This window comes from Arthrobacter sp. MYb23 (genome assembly GCF_002979775.1).
In the GTDB taxonomy this organism is placed as follows: domain Bacteria; phylum Actinomycetota; class Actinomycetes; order Actinomycetales; family Micrococcaceae; genus Arthrobacter.
This window is the reverse complement of the sequence record NZ_PCPR01000001.1, coordinates 65972-83245: the sequence shown is the minus strand read 5'-3', so window position 1 is coordinate 83245 and position 17274 is coordinate 65972. Positions and strand designations below refer to the sequence as shown.

The window sequence follows — 17274 nt, the reverse complement described above, 5'->3', positions numbered from 1 at the left end:
AAAAGAGCCGGGCTGCAAAAGCAGCCCGGCTCTTTTCTTGTTCTGAAGCGGTTCTGAAGCGGTTCCGGAGCGGTTACGCCTTCAGCTTGGGCTTGACGTCCTTGTTGTAGATACCCTCGAGTGTCTTCTTCAAATCGGTCATGGTTGCCTGGACATCGCCCTGCTGCGTCAGGATCTTCGCAGCGGCCTTGGCCATCTCCTGATCCGCGCCCGGCAGGAACACCCGGGCATTGTCTTGGACCTTGGTTGCCGCGAGCTGGTCCATGGCGGTCTTGATCTGCGGTGTTGCCGCGAGGACCGCCGACATGTCCGCCGAGAGCCTGGTGGGCATGTAGCCGGTGGCGGCTGAGAAGGCGGCCGTGTTGTCCGGTTCCGTCATGAACTTGAGGAAGGTTGCCGCAGCCAGCTGTTCTTCCTTGCTGATGCCGCTGGGGATGCCGAGGCCAGCGCCGCCAGTGGGGCAGACGCCGCTGGGCGCCTCCGGGCCGCCGGGCAGGAACCCGACGCCCACATTGAACTTGGCTGCTTTAAGGACGCCGAGCAGTGAGCCTGTAGAGGAAATCGTGGACGAGGTGATCCCGGCGGCGAAGTCGTCTGCTGCTTCCTTGGACGAGACGCCGGCCCACCCGTCCTTATAGATGGAGTCCTGCGCCCACTGCAGTGCGGCCACGGATTGGGGAGAATCGCAGGTGATGTCCCAGTCCTTGGACCAGCTGCCGCCCCAACCCCACAGGTTGTTCTGGAGGGTCCAGCCCGCGTAGCCGGCAAGGGCTGGGTAAATGTAGGCGTACTGCGCACCGGACGTGGCCTTGAGTTTCGGGGCCCAGTCCGCGAATTCCTGCCAGGTAGCGGGTGCGCGGTCCGGAAGTCCCGCTGCCTTGAAGTGGTCCTTGTTGTAGTAGAACAACGGGGTGGAGCGGCCGTAGGGGAGCGCCCACTGCTTGTTGTCGTATTTGTAGTCGTCCACCAACGACTTCTGGAAGTCGTCGATCTTGATGTCCAACTGCTTCACCAGGCCATCGATGGGGATGATGCTGCCGTTGGAGAAGTAGCGGAACCACCACACATCGGAGAGGACTACCAGCCCGGGCAGGCCTGTCTTAGCTGCCTGGGACGTCTGGAACTTCTGGGCGATTTCCTCGTAGTTGGCGCCGGCCGTCACCAAGTTGACCTTGATGTCCGGGTACTTGGCGTGGAACTTCTCGATGATCGCCTTCTCCACGTCTTGGGACTTGCCGGGGTGGTTGGTCCAGAAATCGATGGAGGCGGCGGGCTTTACACCGCTGAAGTCGATCGTTGCGGTGTCGACGGCGTCTGCCGTGCCCGCCGTCGACGGTCCGCCGCATGCGGCGAGGGCCGCGGCTCCGGCTCCGAGGCCTGCCAGTCCCAGGAAATGGCGGCGGTCAAGGTTGCTGCGCATGGTGTTTCCTCTCAATACGTTACTTCGATGCGAATGGTGCGGTTGGAGAAATTCAGCCGGTGACACTGCCCTGTGTCAGCCCGGCAACGATGTAGCGCTGGAGCGCCGCGAACACCAGCAGGATGGGAACGATTACCAAAACCGCTCCGGCCATGAGGATTCCCCAGCCGGCGCCGTTGCTCTCGGAGTTCTGCAGCAGGGTCAGCCCCACGGGGAGCGTCATGGTTTCGGGGCGGTCGGTGATGATGAGCGGCCAAATGTAGTCATTCCATTCGCTGACCACGGTCACGAGCGCCACTGTGGCGATGGATGGCACCGAGACCGGCACAATGATCTGCCACAGCCGCCGCCAATGACCCGCTCCGTCTATTTCCGCCGCCTCCAGAATCGACGACGGCAAAGTCAGGAAGTGTTGACGCAAAAGGAATGTGCCAAACGCCGTCCCCAAACCTGGAAGGATGATGCCCCACAGGGTGTTCTTGCCACCCATGCCTGCGATCAGGATGTAGTTCGGCAGAATGGACACCTGCGCGGGGACCATGAGTGCCACCAGGATCAGTACGAAGATCACGTTCTTGAACGGGAAGCGCACAAACACCAGCGCGTACGCCGTCAGGATCGCGAGCATCACCTTGATGGTGGAACCCACCGCCGTAACGATCAGGCTGTTGGCGAAGAACTGGGCGAACGGAACCGTGGTCATCGCTGTGGCGTAGTTCTCCAGGTTCAATGACTCGGGCAGGATCTTCAGATCCATAGTGACGATCTCCCCGGGTTGCTTGAATGAACTCAGCAACATCCAGAGCAACGGCAGGAAGACCACAAGCGTTGCGAGGATCAAAGGCAGGTAGCCGGTGGCCACCGTCCGGATGAGGTTGGCTTTGGAGAACGGCCGCGGTGGCTCATGCTTGGCAGCTGACTGCGCGTTCGCCTGGGGGGAATCAACGACGACGGCGGATGAGGACGCGCTCATGAGTAGTGGACCTTTCGCTCAACGAACCGCAGTTGAAGAACAGTAATGATGAGCAGGATCGCGAAGAGAATCACCGAAATCGCAGCTGAGTAGCCTGCCCGGTTGTACGCGCCGAACGCCTGCAGGTACGCCTCATAGATCAGTGTGCTGGTGCCGTTCCCCAGCGGGGTCATGATGCGGATGAGGTCAAATGCCTGCAATGAACTCAGCATGGTGGTGATCAACAGGAAGAACGTGGTGGGGGAAAGCAGCGGTACGGAGATGTTGAAAAACCTCCGTGCAGTGTTGGCGCCATCCAGCGCCGCAGCCTCCATGACGTCGCGGGGAAGTGATTGCAAGCCGGCCAAGTAGACCACAGCGCAGTAGCCCAGGTTCTTCCAGACGTAAACGATGATCACCATGACCAATGAGAGCTGGGGATCGTTGATCCACTGAGGACTCTGCTGGCCAAAGCCGCGCAGGATCCAAGCCAGCACACCGTAGCCGGGATCGAAAATGAACAGCCACACCAAACCAACGCCCACGCCGGACAGCACATACGGGGCGAACACTGCGGACCGGGCAAACGTGGTGCCGCGGACTTTGGAGTTCAGGGCAAGGGCAACCAGCAGGCCCAGGACCATGGAACCGCCCACCGTCACCAGTGTGAAGATCGCCGTGGTCCCAAGGACCTTGGACGCGTCTTCACTGGTGAAGAACGTGACGTAGTTCTGCAGCCCCACCACCGTGGCCGAAGCCGAGCCGAGGGTCCAATCCAAGGTGGAGTAGTAGATGTTGTTGATCAGCGGCCAATAGGTGAACGTGCCGATCAACACGAGGTTGGGCAGGGCCATGGCCAGGAACACGAGGAAATCCCGGCGGCTGCGGCCGGACCAGCGCTTCCTAACCTGACTGGGCCTGGCTGCTGTGACGGGCGGAACTGGAGCCCCGGGCTCCGTCCTGTCTGCAGGCGCAGCACTGCTGCTGTGAATTTGTCGGGTAGTCATGAGTCACTAACGGTTCGGGCGAATGTGGGGCGCCAGCTCCCGGACCGGGGCGGCGAAGACAGGCCTAGCTCACCACACCGAAAGCCTGCGTTAGGGCCAAAATGGGGCCCCGTATCGATAGTTGGCTTACACTTCCAAGCCCGTTTACTCGGTGTTACTCGGGTGTTCGTACTTGAGGCTGGGCTCCCACTTTGGCGCTGTGCCCCACCCTGCGGTCGGGTTGAACCCCTCTGCGCGCTCGGTCGTTCCGCCCCAACGGCGCCCTAACCTCGCAAGCTCGGTCAGGGAACCCGGCCGTCGTGGGCCCACCTTAGACGCGCGCTGCCGGGGTCCAGCCCGACCGCAGTTTGTTTGGGTGCCAAGGTGGAGAATGGAGCCATGAATTCGATCACCGATGTTGCCGGGGTACGGGTTGGGCATGTGCAGAGGATGGGGGAGGGGTGGTTGTCCGGAGTGACTGTGGTGCTTCCACCCGTGGGGACCGTGGGGTCTGTGGACGTGCGCGGGGGAGGTCCTGGTACGCATGAGACTGACGCCCTGGATCCCACAACGTTGGTTTCCACCGTGGATGCGGTGGTCTTGACTGGGGGCAGTGCCTTTGGGTTGGCGTCGGCGTCGGGCGCTCAGTTGTGGTGCGAGGAACAGGGGAGAGGTTTTGCTGTTCCGGGGACTGTGGTGCCCATTGTTCCGGCGGCCGCCATCTTCGACCTCGGGCGGGGTGGCGACGTGAAAGCCCGCCCCGACGCCGACATGGGGTACCAGGCTGCTGCTGCAGCTTTCGCCTCAGGCGACCATGCCGCCGTCGGACGCGGAAACCTTGGTGCCGGGACTGGGGCCGTTGTTGCGCGAGGACAGTTCAAGGGTGGGATTGGCACTTCGTCGATCACGCTTGATGGCGGGGTGATTGTGGGGGCCATTGCCGTGGTGAATGCTCTCGGGTCACCGTTGTTCAGCGGAGCGGCGGCGCGACCTTCGGCGGACCGGGCCGCTCCGCCCGAGGGGCTCAATACGACGCTGGTTGTGATCGCGACGAATGCAGTGCTGGATGTGGCCGAGTGCAAGCGGACTGCCAGTGCCGGGCACGCGGGGTTGGCCCGGGCTTTGGATCCGTCCCATACTTTGGCGGACGGCGACACCGTGTTCGCTTTGGCGACCGGCGCCGTCGAGCTTGACCGCAGTACCGAACAGGCGCGCCAGGTCTCGCTGATAACACTCCAAAGCGCCGCAGCGGAAGCTGTACGACTAGCCATTCTGGATGGTGTCCTGTCGGCGGAAAGCGTCTCGACGGCGGCGGGAGACTTCCCGGCTTATCGTCCAGCGGGGGAGTGACGGCTGGAGACAGGTGCGCTACCATTGACGGATTTAACTTTCCGGCCTCATTGGCGTAGAGTTATTTGTTGGTTGTCTGTGCAGCCACGCCCTTTTTAGTGTCGTGGTTCCAAGAGGGCCAAGCAAACAAAAAACGTCCGCTGGATCTTCGGTGCCTAACTGAAGGACGGTGGCAAACAACAGTTAGCGGAGGATATGGCCAAGAAGGACGGGGTCATTGAGATCGAGGGCGTTGTGACTGAGGCGCTGCCCAATGCGATGTTTCGTGTTGAGCTCACCAATAAGCACGTCGTTCTCGCACACATCTCTGGGAAGATGCGACAGCACTACATTCGAATCCTCCCCGAGGACCGGGTAGTGGTTGAGCTGAGCCCATACGACCTCACACGTGGTCGTATCGTCTACCGCTACAAGTAAATTGCTGGGCGGCAAGGCAATAGTGCCTAAGCCGCTCCAGCAGATCAACTGCAAAACACGCAAAGGAACGCCATGAAGGTCAAGCCGAGCGTCAAGCAGATCTGCGACAAGTGCAAAGTGATCCGCCGTAACGGCCGGGTCATGGTGATCTGCGAGAACCCGCGCCACAAGCAGCGCCAGGGCTAATTCCCCTTTCGGGAATCAGTGTCCGCAAGGACAAACCTGGGCTGCTAGCCCACGCAAGTAAATAAAGGCAGCACAAGCTGTGCCAGGACTGCATTACAGAGCCTGGTCAGCGAACCCCCGGTCGGAGGCTGGGGCCACACTGAACGTGTGGGTGTACTGCCTACGACCTCCGGTTTATTCAAGGAGTACTGCCAATATGGCTCGTCTCGCTGGCGTAGACATTCCCCGCGAAAAGCGGTTGGAAATTGCGCTTACTTACATCTACGGCGTGGGCAAGACCCGTGCACACGAAACCCTGGCTGCCACCGGCATCAGCGCTGACGTTCGCGTCAAGGACCTGACTGACGCCGAGCTGGTCCAGCTGCGTGACTACATTGAAGGCAACTACAAGGTTGAGGGTGACCTTCGCCGCGAGGTAGCCGCTGACATCCGCCGCAAGGTAGAGATCGGCAGCTACGAAGGCCTGCGCCACCGCAAGGGCCTGCCCGTACGCGGACAGCGTACGAAGACCAACGCTCGTACCCGTAAGGGCCCGAAGCGCACCGTCGCTGGCAAGAAGAAGGCCGGACGTTAATCCCTCGGGATTGATCCGGTTTTCCCCCGATAACTTTCTGTAGGAGAAACAATGCCCCCGAAGACTCGTGGAGCGGTTCGTAAGCCGCGTCGCAAGGATAAGAAGAATATTGCGCTTGGCCAGGCGCACATCAAGAGCACCTTTAACAACACCATCGTGTCCATCACGGACCCGAACGGTGCTGTAATCTCATGGGCTTCCGCCGGTGAGGTTGGCTTCAAGGGCTCCCGTAAGTCCACCCCGTTCGCTGCCCAGATGGCTGCCGAAGCTGCTGCAAAGCGCGCTCAGGAGCACGGTCTGCGCAAGGTTGACGTATTCGTCAAGGGCCCGGGATCCGGACGCGAAACCGCAATCCGTTCGCTTCAGGCCGCTGGCCTCGAGGTTGGCTCAATCCAGGACGTCACCCCCAGCGCCCACAACGGTTGCCGCCCGCCGAAGCGCCGCCGCGTCTAATTAGGTCTTCCCCGCCTGACCGGCCGGGCCTGCTATGGATGGTTTCGATCATCCATCAGCATGGCCCGGCTGGTCAGGCTGGAAACCGAAGCCGATTTCCACCACCTGTGTTGCGTCATATAGCGGATGCTCGCCGAAAGGAAACCTAAGTGCTCATTGCACAGCGCCCCACCCTGTCTGAAGAAGTTGTATCCGAGAACCGCTCCCGTTTCATCATTGAACCGCTGGAGCCGGGCTTCGGCTACACCCTCGGAAACTCCCTCCGCCGTACCCTGCTCTCCTCCATCCCCGGTGCCGCTGTAACCAGCATCCGGATCGATGGCGTGCTGCACGAGTTCACCACGGTTCCGGGTGTCAAGGAAGATGTCACCGAGATCATCCTGAACATCAAGAACCTTTCGGTTTCCTCCGAGCACGATGAGCCGGTTGTTGCTTACCTGCGCAAGCAGGGCCCCGGAGTCGTCACCGCCGCGGACATCGCACCGCCGGCCGGCGTCGAATTCCACAACCCGGATCTGCACATTGCCACTCTGAACTCGAAGGGCAAGTTCGAACTCGAACTGACCATCGAGCGCGGCCGTGGCTACGTTTCGGCAGCTCAGAACAAGTCCGGCGATTCCGAGATCGGCCGCATTCCGGTCGACTCGATCTACTCGCCGGTCATGAAGGTAACTTTCCGCGTGGAAGCTACCCGTGTTGAGCAGCGCACCGACTTCGACAAGCTCATTGTCGACGTCGAGACCAAGCAGGCCATCGCCCCGCGCGATGCTGTTGCTTCCGCAGGCACCACCTTGGTGGAACTGTTCGGTCTGGCTCGTGAGCTGAACACCGCAGCTGAAGGTATCGAGATTGGCCCGTCGCCGACGGACGCTGCCCTGGCAGCTGACATGGCTCTGCCGATCGAGGATCTGGACCTCACCGTCCGTTCCTACAACTGCCTCAAGCGTGAGGGCATCCACACAGTGGGTGAACTCGTTGCCCGCTCCGAGGCTGACCTGATGGACATTCGTAACTTCGGTGCGAAGTCCATTGACGAGGTCAAGGCAAAGCTCGTCGAACTGGGTCTGTCCCTCAAGGACTCCCCTCCCGGTTTCGATCTCGCAGCCCGCGCCGCAGCCATCGAAGAGGACGACGCCGCGTTCAGCGACGACGAGCTCTAAACAGCAGATCTTGGCCGCCGGGTCCAGCGATGGACCTGACCGGCTTACATAACAGGAGAAATAACTATGCCTACCCCCACTAAGGGTCCGCGCCTCGGAGGCGGCCCGGCTCACGAGCGCCTGATGCTCGCGAACCTGGCAGCTGCTCTCTTTGAGCACAAGCGCATCACCACCACGGTCACCAAGGCCAAGCGCCTCAAGCCGTACGCAGAGCGTCTGGTCACCTTCGCCAAGCGTGGCGACCTCGCTTCGCGCCGCCGCGTTCTCGGCCTGATCAGCGACAAGGGCGTTGTCCACGAGCTGTTCACCGACATCGCCGGCGCCGTTGCTAACCGCGATGGTGGCTACACCCGCATCACCAAGATCGGCAACCGCAAGGGCGACAACGCTCCCATGGCTGTCATCGAGCTCGTTCTCGAGCCGGTTTCCCCGAAGCAGGCCGTTGTTGCTGAAGCAACCGCTGCCGCTGCGAAGGCTGCTCCGGCTGCCGAGGAAGAGGTCGTTGAGACCGAAGCCGTAGAGACCGAAGCTGCTGAGACCGAAGAGGCTCCGGCCGCTGAGGCAGAAGCTGCTGAAGCTGAAGCTGCTGAGACCGAAGAGGCTCCGGCCGCTGAGGACAAGAAGTAATTCACTGAATTCTTCACAGTAGACTTAAGTCTATGAACGAACGAAAACCCGCTGCCCCCGTTATGGGGGGCGGCGGGTTTTTGCGTGTCCGGCTTGATCTTTCCTACGACGGTGGCCCTTTCAATGGGTGGGCCCTGCAGCCGGGCCTTAGGACTGTGCAAGGGACCCTTGAAGAGGCTTTGGCGCTCCTTTTGCAGCGGCATGTACGTGTCACGGTTGCTGGCCGGACGGACGCCGGTGTCCACGCCCGGGGCCAGGTGGTCCACGTGGACCTGACCGAGGCCGAGTGGCTGTCAATGCCACGTGGGCACGAACTAGATCCCGGCGTCGCACTTCTTCGGCGGCTCCGCGGCGCTTTGAGCCGCATCCTCGGTGACCTTACAGGAGCTGTGGAAGTGCACGACGCCGGCCTGGCGCCGGAAGGTTTCGACGCCCGTTTTTCAGCGCTGTGGCGCAGGTACAGTTACCGGATTGCCGACGGGCCGGAACGCTGGGACCCGGTGTTGCGCGGCATCACGTTGTGGCACAAGTCGTCCTTGGACGTGTCTCTGATGAATGAGGGCGCTTCGGCTCTGCTGGGGCTGCAGGATTTCCGGTCCTACTGCAAGCCGCGTGAGGGTGCCACCACCATTCGCGAGCTGCAGAAGTTCTCCTTCGCGCGTGCCAGTGATGGGGTCATTGTTGCCACCGTTCAGGCTGACGCTTTCTGCCACAACATGGTGCGGTCCTTGGTTGGTTCCACCCTGCGCGTAGGGGAGAGTTTGGAAACCCCGGCATGGCTGTACTCTCGTCTTCTGGAACGGCGCCGTGATGCCAAGTCCGTGCTCTCAGCGCCGCATCCGTTGGTACTGGAGGAAGTCGCGTACCCCTCAGATACCGAGGTGCTGGCTCGCGCTGAGCTGACTCGGGCGCGGCGGCAATAGCTCTCTGTTTTCGTGCCGGACGTGGGAGACCCCCTCCCGGCTCTGGGTACCGGAAGGGGGCCGTTGTGGCCGCCCGTGGTCTGGGATCCGCGAACGGCCGGTCTAGGGAGGGTCTTGATTTCGAGGAGCTTGAAAGGTGCTGGTTAGGACGATTCCTCGACGTCTCGGTGCTCGCTGCTTCCCGTTTGCTATGAGAATGCTGCGATGATGCTCATCACTGCGGGGCCCAAAAGGATGATGAACAGCGAAGGCAAGATGCAAAAGATCAAGGGAAACAAGATCTTGACCGGAATCTTCATGGCGTGTTCTTCCGCTCTCTGGCGCCGCTTGGTACGCATCTCTTGGGCTTGCGCCTTCAGCACCTTTGCAATCGCAATACCGTAAGTATCTGCTTGGACGATTGCCCTAACGAAGCTACGGACGTCGGGTACGTCGATGCGGGATGACATGTCCAAATAGGCGTCTTTTCGGCTTCGGCCCACTTGAATATCCTGAAGCGTCCTGGTGAGTTCATCAGCCAGTGGTCCGCAACCACTGGCTGCAGTCCTAGCCATGGAAGCTTCGAAACCCAAGCCAGCCTGAACAGATATCAGCATCTGGTCAAGGGTGTTGGGAAGCTCCATTTGAATGGCGCTTCGACGCTTGTCGGCGTTCGATCGAATCAAGAGGTCTGGAACAAAATACGCCACAACCACGGTGGCGAGGCCCAGCAGGACTCTGCCCGAGGAGGGCTGACCCAAGTACAGGAGAACACCGACTCCAGCACCAGCTAAAGCCAGCATGGGCTTCACAACCAGGATGCGTGCGAGCGGCCATTCCTTGGGGCGACCGGCGCCGGCAATTTGCTTGTCAAGCCACGCCACGTACCCGTCCGGTGTGAGTCTCCTTGCGGCCATGGTGATCCACTGTGCGGCCGGTACTGATTTGCCGGACGCTGTGGCCGACTGTTGTGTGAGGTTTGCTCGGATGCTCCGAACCCCTGCACGATCGCTGGTAACGGCGAGCCACACCATCCAAGAGATTGGCGCAACGATGCAAAGCATGGCTGCGTAAGCGAACATGTTCATAGCCAACTCCTAGTACTTGGGTTTGATGAGGCGGCTGAGCCAGAAGGAGCCCAGCCCCAGCATCACCACCGTCGCGGCAATCATCAGGTAGCCCGGCAGTGTGGAGGTAAATGTGTGGGCATATGTTGGATTGATGAGCGTCAGCGCACAGAACATCACCACAGGCAGCGCGAGGAGCACCAAAGCTGACATTCGCCCTTCTGCGCTCAGCGCTCTTACTTGTCGCCGGACCTGGTTTCTGTCCCGAATCGTTTCTCCCACGTGATCCAACACTTCAGCAAGATCACCCCCCACTTCCCTGTGGATTTCTATGGCCTGGGAAATCCAGTCAAAGTCCTCGCTGCGTGTCCTTTTAGCAACGTCGTTCAGCGAACTGCCCAGGTCCCTTCCGATCCTCGTTTCGTTGACCACCCTGCTCAGTTCCTCCGCCATAGGTGACTCACATTCCCGGGCCGCTGCGTCCACCGCCCTCAAGAGACTGTGTCCGGCCCTCATCCCGCCGGTCAGCATCTGGAGCGTGTCGGGTACCTGTGCTTCGAAGGTGGATCTACGTCGCGAGGTCATCAGTCGAATCGCCGCAAAGACACCCGCCATGGCCAGGATTGAAGAGAGTAAGCCCATGACGGGACCGCCCAGCGAAAGGCCGAGCACTCCAGTACTCAGGACGACGACTCCTGAGATAACAACGTAATCGGAAGGCTGCTTCTTGAGGCCGGCGGCATCCAAGGTGGCTTGTGACAACAGACCGCTCGGCCGGACTCCAAGTCGTGACTCAATAATTCCCTTCGTTGAATCCGTTAGTACAGCAAGAGCTGTCTGCTGTGAGGGGGACGATGGCTGACGGCGCTCCACATCGATACTCCGTCGTGATTTCAGGACGACGAAGACAATCACCAGCAACGAGGCGTAGAGCATCACCAAGCCAATCCCCAGCACCAAGGGTGAGTCCCAGATCGCATTCATCGAGGACCTCCGGCAAGAAGAGAGCCGAAGATGGAGGGAGAAATGGAGATGCCGAGATCAGCGAAACGTTCTGTAAACCGTGGCCTGACACCGGTTGGAACTGTCCTGCCCAGAAAGCGCCCGTTTACATCCAAGCCAGCCGAATAGTCGAAGACGAATGCGTCTTGGAGGGTAACGATGTCCCCTTCCATGCCCTGGACTTCCGTGATGTGGGTTATTCGTCGAGTTCCGTCCCTTAGCCGGCTGATATGAACTATGAGGTTCACCGCAGACGCTATCTGCTCGCGGACTGCGCGGAGCGGAAGATCCATTCCTGCCATCAGCACCAGTGTTTCAAGCCTGGCTACAGCGTCGCGCGGCGAATTGGCATGGACTGTTGAAATGGAGCCATCATGTCCGGTGTTCATGGCCTGCAACATGTCCAGGGACTCGCCTCCGCGGACCTCACCGACCACGATCCGGTCTGGCCGCATTCGAAGTGAGTTGCGCACAAGATCCCGGATGGTCACCTCACCTTGGCCTTCAATGTTGGCCGGCCGGCTCTCAAGTCGTACCACGTGCTCTTGCTGGAGTTGAAGCTCCACCGCGTCCTCTATGGTGACGATTCTGTCCTCCGCCGGAATGAAGGAAGACAGGACGTTCAAGAGTGTCGTCTTTCCGGTGCCTGTACCGCCAGAGACGATGATGTTCATCCGGGCCAACACACAAGCACTAAGGAGCTCAGCCATCTCCGATGACATGCTGCCCATCTCGAGAAGCTTTGCGACGGTCAATGCTTCTCGTCCAAATTTACGAATTGTCAGAGAGGGGCCGTTGACCGCCAACGGCGGGATGATTGCGTTCACGCGGGAACCATCGGCCAAACGGGCGTCTACAAGTGGTGACGATTCATCGATGCGCCGACCAACCCGGGAAACAATGCGCTCGATGACTCGTCGAAGGGCATCGTCTGACGTGAAGCGTGCTTCCGTTTTATAGAGCCGACCCCCACGTTCCACATAGATGCTGTCAAAGCGATTGACCATGACTTCTGTGACGGCAGGATCATCCAAGAATCGCTGTATGGCTCCATGTCCCATGACGTCATCGAGGATTTCTGATGTCAGGCGCTGGCGTTCGGCAGTACTGAGAGGAACTTGTTCTTCGTCAACGACGAGGCGAAGTTCGTCTCGCACGAACTGGTTGAGCTCTGTCTCATCGAGGGTGGAATCAGTGAGCCTGGAGCCCAAACGATCATAGAGTGCGGCTGCTGCCCGCTCTTTGAGGCCTGTCAGCGCACCGCTTGCCAAAATGGTTGACGATACTGCATCTTCTTGGGTGGAGCTATTGGCATAGGCAGCCGTTCGCACTTCCTGGATATGACCAAGCGTTGCGGCAACCTTGGGAGCGGCGGTTAGTCCGGCTTCGGAGTTGCTTGGATTGCGATGACTTTCGAGTCTGTGGGAGAGGTTCACCGGACAACCGCCCTTCTGTGCACCTGCTTGCGCGATTTCTCATCCCAATTCGGTTTGAACCGATTGACGAGTAGGCGGAGTCCCTTGGATGCAGAATCCCGGGAGCCATCCTGCAGGAGGGGAACACCCTTGTTCGTCGAGTACGGGAGCGTTCGTGAACGGGGAATGACGATGTCAACGGGCACGCCGATTGTCGCCTCTACGTCCTTGAGTGCCAAACCGCTCTTATTGTCAGCCATATTGAGAATGACGTGCCGATGCTGGGGGAGAAGCTGCAGCTCGTCGAGGATTTGCAAGCCCGTCCTCAGGCCACGAATGCTCGGGATGTCCATCCCGCAAACCCACACAGCGTCAGTAGCACTTTCCAAGGCCGCCAGTACATGTTCACCAAGCCCTGGGGCTGTATCGATGACCACGTATTGGAACTCGTGACGTAGCTGTTCCAACAGACGCGCCACGTGGCCAGCGTTGATTTTGTCTATCTCGACGGGATTTCGGGGGGCACATAGAGCATAGATGCTGGCCGCATGGACACTGAGGTACGTTTTGAGAACCATAGCGTCCTGGCTGGCTGGACCCAATACGGCGTCGGTGATGGTTCGGCCCGGATCCAGGAGCAACCCACTGCCGACGTCCCCGAATTGCAAGTCAAGATCGACGATGACTACACCCATCGGAGCCACGAGCCCGAGGCCCACGGCCAAGTTGGTAGCTACAGTCGTTTTGCCGACGCCGCCCTTCGGCGACATCACAGCGATGACGCGGCCGCCGGATCCTTGACCGGCCCCCTCAGCCGAACTCGGGGCTAGCCCGCGTCGCCTGCCGGCTGCTGCCAAGCTTGCCCTCTCCACCATCACGCGGATGTCATCAACAGTTGCAGTAGGCGGAAGAATATCCCGAACCCCTGATCTCATGGCGCCCAAAACCAGTTCAGCGGTTTGGGTAGCAGCGAGAACAACACTGATTTCGGGGTACTGCAGATCCATGAGTGATGCGAGCTTCAGGGACTCTTCGAGGTCCAACCCGGGCCCCATAATAAGGACTTCTGGTGGCTCCCCCAAGAGTTGGTCGAGGACATCCCGTGGACCTTCCGGAAGGTAGTCTGCTTGGAACCATTGAAGGCTTCCGCTCAAGCCAGCGGTGGCGGTGCGGACCCGCTTTTCAAAGTCGTGGTCTGACGTGATCAACACGAAGCGGCTCATTTGAACAACCTTCCCCGATCAAGAATGCCGGAAGTGCCTTCAGATGCTGCGGTTGGCTCCTTCGACAGATATATTGTGCCGAATTCGGCGGCGTAGACGATCTTCTCTACGTCTACATCGGAGCGGGCCAACGTCACTAGGTAGCCAACGTTTTGCCCTGAGCTCCTATTTGCATTCAGAGCACCGCCATTGTTCTGGTCATCTGAAGTGCCAGCGTCTGAAATCGTCCCGGTGGCATCCTGGACTGCGGTGACAAGGACTTTATGGAACGTCAACTGAGTCTGGTCCGGGGTATTGGACTTCTCGTGTTCTTTGACAGACAGCATGACGCCCACGGTGTCCCCGGCTATCAATTTCCCCCCGACGACGCGTTCAATGGGAAGCTTTAGAGTGACTTCCTGGAGGCCACTGGGTACTTCCACCCGGCCTCGCCCGATAAGTGCCTCCGGATCGATCAAGCGTGATGCAAGCAGTTGTTCGCCGGGCATGAATTCGATGGACGAGACCTTGGATTCCAGACCAGTCAGACTGTTGACGCTGTCCTTGGCGACGGCAGACTTGGGGACTGTCTTTTTCCTTACTGCGTCTCCGAATTCTGAGGCCGAGGTGCCTGCGGGGATCTCTTTTTGAATAACGAAGACGTCCTCGGTCTCCGTGTTTGCCAGCGCACGCTTGTCTGCGCCTTGGACGTAGAAGACGAGCATCACTGTTCCAATGATGGCTACGACCAGCGCAGCGATGCCTCCCAGTAGGCGAGATTTCATGACTTTCCCTTTCGAAGTGCGGTCGTGAATCCAGACCGCTATTTGATGAGTTTCACGACGACGGTGCCGAGATTTTCACCAGATCCGGACCCACCGCCTTCGAAGTCGTCGATTGACACGTACCTGACGAATTTCCCGATAATGCAGCGATCTGATCCCCCTGAGCACGAGAGTTTGGAGTTTCCCAAGGCTGCTGTTGTGTTGTGGTACTCGTAGACGCCGTTTTGGCCAAATTTCCACCCCACGATGCTGAATGTTGCGTAGCCAATCAGGTGAAAAGTGCCGTTATTCCCTACACCCGTCGCCGTATCGAAAACCGGGAATGGAACTTCCAGGTCTTCGCCGCTATCAAGAGTGCTGATCCAATCCTGCAAAACTGCAGCGCACTGAGTGGGTTTGTCGTTGCCTGGATCCGAACCGGCGACGTTGCCTACTGACGTAACTGCTTCGCAGTCCCCGTCCGGGTCCTTGAGCCATCCCCAGCCGCCAGGAATAGTGTGGCCTGAAGGGTTGGTGCAAGTGATCCCGGGTTTCCAGGAAATCTTTTGAAGAATCCCGGTGGTTGTGCCGCCAGCCAGGTCCCAACACTTGTCAGAAAAGGCAAGTGGAAACCCACCGCCACCATTTGGCGCTACCAGCGCAGCAGTCGCCTGGGCACCCACGGTTGCGGGGCCAGTATTCAAAGCGCTGGCAAACATCTTCCTGAGGAAGCCTGCGTTGCTGGTGCCGTCAATCGTTGAAGTGCTGACGGTGACCCTGTTGGCGACACTGAGATCCACGAATCTGACGTTGGCAATGCCATCTCTCGCGTTGTCGTCGGCCAAGGCCTTAGCTGCAGCATTCGCGCTGCTTTGACTGCAGCCCGCACTTGATGCGCACAGCTGCGCGGCGGCCAACGCGCCCGCATCCGCACCGTTCTGGAGCTCTGCGCGTTCCGCGTAGATCTGACCTACGTCCACGGCCATGGCGCCGGCTCCAATGAGCACCAACATCATGAGTGCAACCAGCACACCGGATGCACCTCGTTGGCTGTCCTCACCTTTGAGACTGCGTTCTATCCACCGCATCGCATGGCCCCCTTTCCTGTAACGGAAAGAGAGGGAGTGAAGAGCCCTGTGAGCGAGGGAGAACTGAACGCAACGGTTGCTTCGATTGTTGTGCCCGGGCTGCAGGCTCCTGACAGGCTCACATTCCCTGGAGCTAAATTGATGCTCGGAGCGCCCGCTACCGCAGCGGCCTGCGCCTCCCCGCTGTCGTTTGTGACAGCCATTGTCCTGGCTGCCTCGCGGGCTGCTTGTGTAACTGAGATCTGAAGATTGAAAAAGTAGGAAAATTCGACAATGGCCACAAGGACCAGCAGGAGGAGAGGCGCCACCAAGGCAAACTCAACTGCAACGGCTCCGCGTTCTCGCTCTGGCCTGATTTTGCTGCGCCTCACGGTACCCTCCCAGGGGTTGGGGCAGTTGGATATACGACAGTGCCGCGTCCGCGCTTAGCGGACGCGGCACTGGTTGGTGGAGTTAGGGACTACCAGCTGTTGACGGTGCCGGCCAACCCATTGAAGAAGCCATTCAACGCTCCGCCAAATGCGGTGACGCCGAGCACGATTGCAAGCGCGATGAGGCCCACGAGCAGTGAGTACTCCGTTGCTGTCGCACCCTTCTCCTCGTTGGTGAAGCGGTCCTTGACGCCGGCGATGAATGAAATAACGGAAACCATGAGAGATGACATTGGAAAATCCTTCCCAGAATTAAAGACTTGAATTAGCGAATGATGGATATGAGAAGCGAACGGGAATTCGCTCGAGATTCAGGCTGCCGCTTATTGCTCTTGGCGGCTTTCGAATTCGATGAGATAAGAATTCACCAGGGCATGCTTAAGTCACAATGCGTAGTCGTACTCGATTTCATTGACCGCCATTACTTGCCAGCACGCAGCGACGGCGGGGAGTACTCAGTTTCGACGCCAAAAAGGGCGGAAACTACTTGCTTTGCAAAGAAGCCTTATTAATCGAGGGGCCTTCGGCGGTGGAGGGGGTGCGTACTAACCTGAGCTAGTTCATCGCCAGGATGACGCCCAATGTCGCAAGAAACATGGCCGGTCCGTGCGCGGATTCAGTAGGCCTTCCTGCGGATCGCAGGCGTAACATCAGCACCGTGAGCACCCCGCCCACCACGAATCCCAGTAGGCCCCCGAAGACTACTTGCTGCCAACCTAGGTACCCCAGGTACAGTCCGAGGGGTGCTGCGAGCTTCACATCGCCCATTCCGAGGCTTCTTGGTGAAATAAGTTTGAGGATGACGTAGCCAGCGAACAGAATCGCCCCGCCGGCGAGGGCTCGGAAGAGGTTCGGCCAGTCCGGCGCGAGAGCTGCGGATGAGGAAAGAAGCACTAAGCCACCACCCAGCAACAGCAATACAAGGCGGTTGGGCAGTAAATGGAGAGTGAAATCAATCCGTGAAAGTTGCACACTGAGTAGTGCCAATAGAAGAAATGCCGGCAACTCCGCAGAAAATCCAAAACGCCAAGCGAGCAAGCCAAACAGCAGCGCGGTGACCGCCGCCGTCGTGATCCGGACCCTCTGAGCGGGAAGGTTGCCGAGCCTGGGCAGCGTTCGAGAGATCGCGAGCTCAACAGCAGGGCTGAGCAGCAAGCCAAGGAGCGCGATAAGGAGCGGAAAGACGAGACCGTTGGTCATGTGCTGTCCTCTCTGCCACTCGCTACCCCGAGGGGCGGTTACCCCATTTTGACCCGAACGCCCCAATGAGGGTATTGT

At 59.4% G+C, this 17274-nt stretch carries 20 protein-coding genes; 8 read left to right on the top strand and 12 right to left on the bottom strand.

What is annotated here, in order from left to right:
- Nucleotides 1-73 precede the first annotated feature (73 nt).
- From CQ020_RS00390 to CQ020_RS00380, 3 genes are read right to left on the bottom strand one after another with little or no spacing between them, the layout of a single operon-like run.
- Nucleotides 74-1420: an ABC transporter substrate-binding protein gene (locus tag CQ020_RS00390; protein WP_105690088.1), complete on the bottom strand. Its 1347-nt coding sequence runs from the start codon at nt 1418-1420 to the stop codon at nt 74-76.
- Nucleotides 1421-1472: 52 nt separating this feature from the next.
- Nucleotides 1473-2393 carry a carbohydrate ABC transporter permease gene (locus CQ020_RS00385; protein ID WP_105690087.1) on the bottom strand — a complete coding sequence of 307 codons (921 nt, stop codon included), beginning with the start codon at nt 2391-2393 and terminating at the stop codon, nt 1473-1475.
- Nucleotides 2390-3379 carry a carbohydrate ABC transporter permease gene (locus CQ020_RS00380; RefSeq protein ID WP_181151709.1) on the bottom strand — a complete coding sequence of 330 codons (990 nt, stop codon included), beginning with the start codon at nt 3377-3379 and terminating at the stop codon, nt 2390-2392. Before CQ020_RS00380 ends, CQ020_RS00385 begins: the two co-directional genes overlap by 4 nt.
- A 378-nt stretch (nt 3380-3757) precedes the next feature.
- On the opposite strand from CQ020_RS00380, the gene CQ020_RS00375 reads away from it, so the two are divergent.
- From CQ020_RS00375 to CQ020_RS00340, 8 genes are all read left to right on the top strand, one after another.
- Entirely contained in the window at nt 3758-4708 is a 951-nt protein-coding gene (locus tag CQ020_RS00375) for a P1 family peptidase (protein WP_181151708.1), read from the top strand.
- A 195-nt stretch (nt 4709-4903) separates the two neighbouring features.
- On the top strand, nt 4904-5125 hold the full coding sequence (gene infA / locus CQ020_RS00370; protein ID WP_011775571.1) for a translation initiation factor IF-1: 222 nt from the start codon (nt 4904-4906) through the stop codon (nt 5123-5125).
- Between the two features lie 72 nt (nt 5126-5197).
- A complete protein-coding gene (rpmJ, locus tag CQ020_RS00365) occupies nt 5198-5311 on the top strand; it encodes a 50S ribosomal protein L36 (protein WP_011775570.1) in 114 nt (37 codons plus the stop codon).
- Between the two features lie 196 nt (nt 5312-5507).
- Nucleotides 5508-5885, top strand: coding sequence for a 30S ribosomal protein S13 (gene rpsM / locus CQ020_RS00360; protein WP_011775569.1), 378 nt, complete (start codon nt 5508-5510; stop codon nt 5883-5885).
- Between the two features lie 51 nt (nt 5886-5936).
- Entirely contained in the window at nt 5937-6338 is a 402-nt protein-coding gene (rpsK, locus tag CQ020_RS00355) for a 30S ribosomal protein S11 (RefSeq protein WP_014922380.1), read from the top strand.
- 149 nt (nt 6339-6487) lie between these two features.
- Nucleotides 6488-7498 carry a DNA-directed RNA polymerase subunit alpha gene (locus tag CQ020_RS00350; RefSeq protein WP_011775567.1) on the top strand — a complete coding sequence of 337 codons (1011 nt, stop codon included), beginning with the start codon at nt 6488-6490 and terminating at the stop codon, nt 7496-7498.
- 66 nt (nt 7499-7564) lie between these two features.
- A complete protein-coding gene (gene rplQ, locus CQ020_RS00345) occupies nt 7565-8125 on the top strand; it encodes a 50S ribosomal protein L17 (protein WP_024817574.1) in 561 nt (186 codons plus the stop codon).
- Nucleotides 8126-8157: 32 nt separating this feature from the next.
- Nucleotides 8158-9048 carry a tRNA pseudouridine(38-40) synthase TruA gene (locus CQ020_RS00340; protein WP_258141620.1) on the top strand — a complete coding sequence of 297 codons (891 nt, stop codon included), beginning with the start codon at nt 8158-8160 and terminating at the stop codon, nt 9046-9048.
- A 188-nt stretch (nt 9049-9236) separates the two neighbouring features.
- Here the strand turns inward: CQ020_RS00340 and CQ020_RS00335 are convergent, their stop codons facing one another.
- The 9 genes from CQ020_RS00335 to CQ020_RS00290 form a co-directional block, all read right to left on the bottom strand.
- Entirely contained in the window at nt 9237-10115 is an 879-nt protein-coding gene (locus CQ020_RS00335) for a type II secretion system F family protein (protein ID WP_105690084.1), read from the bottom strand.
- Nucleotides 10116-10124: 9 nt separating this feature from the next.
- On the bottom strand, nt 10125-11078 hold the full coding sequence (locus tag CQ020_RS00330) for a type II secretion system F family protein (protein WP_105690083.1): 954 nt from the start codon (nt 11076-11078) through the stop codon (nt 10125-10127).
- Nucleotides 11075-12532: a CpaF family protein gene (locus tag CQ020_RS00325; protein WP_181151707.1), complete on the bottom strand. Its 1458-nt coding sequence runs from the start codon at nt 12530-12532 to the stop codon at nt 11075-11077. The genes CQ020_RS00330 and CQ020_RS00325 overlap by 4 nt, the downstream gene beginning before the upstream one ends.
- A complete protein-coding gene (locus tag CQ020_RS00320) occupies nt 12529-13734 on the bottom strand; it encodes an AAA family ATPase (protein ID WP_105690082.1) in 1206 nt (401 codons plus the stop codon). Before CQ020_RS00320 ends, CQ020_RS00325 begins: the two co-directional genes overlap by 4 nt.
- Complete coding sequence (locus CQ020_RS00315) at nt 13731-14498, bottom strand: Flp pilus assembly protein CpaB (RefSeq protein WP_105690081.1); 768 nt, start codon at nt 14496-14498, stop codon at nt 13731-13733. Before CQ020_RS00315 ends, CQ020_RS00320 begins: the two co-directional genes overlap by 4 nt.
- A gap of 38 nt (nt 14499-14536) precedes the next feature.
- Entirely contained in the window at nt 14537-15565 is a 1029-nt protein-coding gene (locus tag CQ020_RS00310) for a pilus assembly protein TadG-related protein (protein WP_105690080.1), read from the bottom strand.
- Nucleotides 15553-15936, bottom strand: a complete 384-nt coding sequence (locus CQ020_RS00305) for a TadE/TadG family type IV pilus assembly protein (RefSeq protein WP_105690079.1) — start codon at nt 15934-15936, stop codon at nt 15553-15555. Before CQ020_RS00305 ends, CQ020_RS00310 begins: the two co-directional genes overlap by 13 nt.
- Nucleotides 15937-16025: 89 nt before the next feature.
- A complete protein-coding gene (locus CQ020_RS00300; protein WP_105690078.1) occupies nt 16026-16229 on the bottom strand; it encodes a Flp family type IVb pilin in 204 nt (67 codons plus the stop codon).
- 322 nt (nt 16230-16551) lie between these two features.
- Complete coding sequence (locus CQ020_RS00290; RefSeq protein ID WP_105690076.1) at nt 16552-17196, bottom strand: prepilin peptidase; 645 nt, start codon at nt 17194-17196, stop codon at nt 16552-16554.
- Nucleotides 17197-17274: the final 78 nt, after the last annotated feature.